This is a genomic window from Roseburia sp. 1XD42-69 (genome assembly GCF_003612565.1).
In the GTDB taxonomy this organism is placed as follows: Bacteria; Bacillota; Clostridia; order Lachnospirales; family Lachnospiraceae; genus Roseburia_B.
In genome coordinates this window covers 1-1,899 of record NZ_RAZG01000184.1, presented here as the reverse complement: position 1 = coordinate 1,899, position 1,899 = coordinate 1, and the positions used below count along the sequence as shown (strand labels likewise).

Below are 1,899 nucleotides of genomic sequence, written 5' to 3'. Positions count from 1 at the left end.
GAGCGGTCTCGGAAACTCTTTAAAGCCCGTATTTCCGTTCTTTTTCGATTTCTCTTTCTTATTTCATCCTCCATACTCCGGAAGAAAAATCTCATATTTTTTTCATAAGCTATTGACATATGCCTCAAATTGTGCGGGCGCATTTGGTGGCCATATTCGCCAGCCACCAAACGCGCCCCCTGTAGTTAGAAATGTATCCTGTGCAGCCCGCACAACACGAAAAACTACAAGGAGGCATACCCGCTATGATCAAGTACTGGCAACCCATGCACGACTATCTGTACTTTCTCAACGAATCTAAAGTCCATTTTGATTCCTCTGAAAGGAACCGGCTCCATACGCAGCTCTGGGAACCCTGGCAGAAACTACGCTCCTTCGATACCGACAGGGCTATGAAATTTCTCCTGCCTTTTTATTCCACCACCGGCAGACCCGCTAAGAACCAGCCCCAAATCTTAAGGTCTTTTATCCTTTTCTTTTTTCTATTTTCAAAAGGCCTGACTAAGCCATCACTTACCCTTTGGGTAGACAGGCTAAAAAACGACCGTGTCCTTGCTGCCCTCATCGGCTGTTCTACCGATTCCCTTCCGCCACTCGGCTCTTATTTTGACTTCATGGACAGGCTCTGGGCAGCACCCATAACGGGCTTATATGCCCGGGATAAACTCCTTCCAGCTTCCTGGAACAGCAAAAAGCCCGATAAGCCCAAAGGGAAAAAACAGAAAGCAAAGGAAGCAAACCCCAAAATCACCGAAGCTATCGAAAAACGGCTTATGACAGGGAAGGTTATCCCTTTTAACTTTGAGCAGTTCCTTCAGCAGTTCTTCTATCATGTTGCCGTCCTTCCTTCCATGGAATGCGGCCTCATACCTAAGGAACATCTTACCGTTTCCGGCGACGGCACCGCCGTCCATACCCATTCCTGCCCCCGCAGGCACCACAGGGATGGCTCACCAGATAACCTCCGCCATTTCCCCGACCCCGATGCTTCCTGGGGCTGGGACAGCGACTTGGATAAATTTTACTTCGGCTACACTTTGTTCCAGTTATCCTGCTATAACGATGAACTCAGGACGGACATCCCCCTGCTCCTGCGTTTTACCAGTGCAAAGCGCCATGATTCCGTCAGCTTTCTTGTCGCCTTCCATGAACTGGAAAAGCATATGCCGGCAGTTTCCATTGAAAACATGTGCCTGGACTCCGCTATGGACAACTATCCCACTTACAGGCTCCTCAAAAAAAGGCAGATACGGGCGTTTATTGACCTCAACGACAAATGCGGCCGCCCAAAAACAATCCCTGATACCATCACCATTGACAAAGACGGGACACCTTTATGCCAGGAAAACCTGCGTATGAAGCCCAATGGTTATGACAAATCCAGCGGTTACCTCATGTGGCGCTGCCCCTATGGGAAGGAACACTGTTCCAAATGCAAAAACAGCTGCACGGATTCAATATATGGCAGGGTCGTCAAGACCCGGCCCGAATGGGATATCCGGCTTTACACCGACATCCCCCGTGGCACCGATTCTTATAAGAAGATCTATAAACAGCGTACTGCCACGGAGCGTATCAACAACCGCATTCTCAATGATTACGGCCTGCACCGCATGTTCATACACACAAAGGAGCACTATTCTTTCATGACAACTATGATTGGCATCTGCATCCATCTGGATGCCCGCTATAAACAGCAGGTGCAGGCAACGGCATAAAACATGCCTCCTGTTTCAGGATCCTTCAGGCCTGTTTCCGACAGGCTTAAAAGCCATGCCCATTTTTATTCTTTATATTCTCCGAACTGCTTAAGTCCCACAGTCACCCATCCCTTATTCCACTCATTTCTGAAAATCAACCCTTTCCTGTCTATTCTCTATTGAGTTTCCGAGACCGCTC

Annotated in this window: 1 protein-coding gene; it reads left to right on the top strand. The window is 48.5% G+C overall.

Annotation, left to right across the window (positions count from 1 at the left end; translation table 11 throughout):
- Positions 1-245: 245 nt before the first annotated feature.
- Positions 246-1,718 carry a transposase gene (locus D7Y06_RS24890; protein ID WP_120410153.1) on the top strand — a complete coding sequence of 491 codons (1,473 nt, stop codon included), beginning with the start codon at positions 246-248 and terminating at the stop codon, positions 1,716-1,718.
- The last annotated feature ends 181 nt before the right edge of the window (positions 1,719-1,899 follow it).

Excerpts from the sequence above, each read along its gene's own strand:
- D7Y06_RS24890 (WP_120410153.1), top strand. The coding sequence starts at position 246 with ATGATCAAGTACTGGCAACCCATGCACGACTATCTGTACTTTCTCAAC.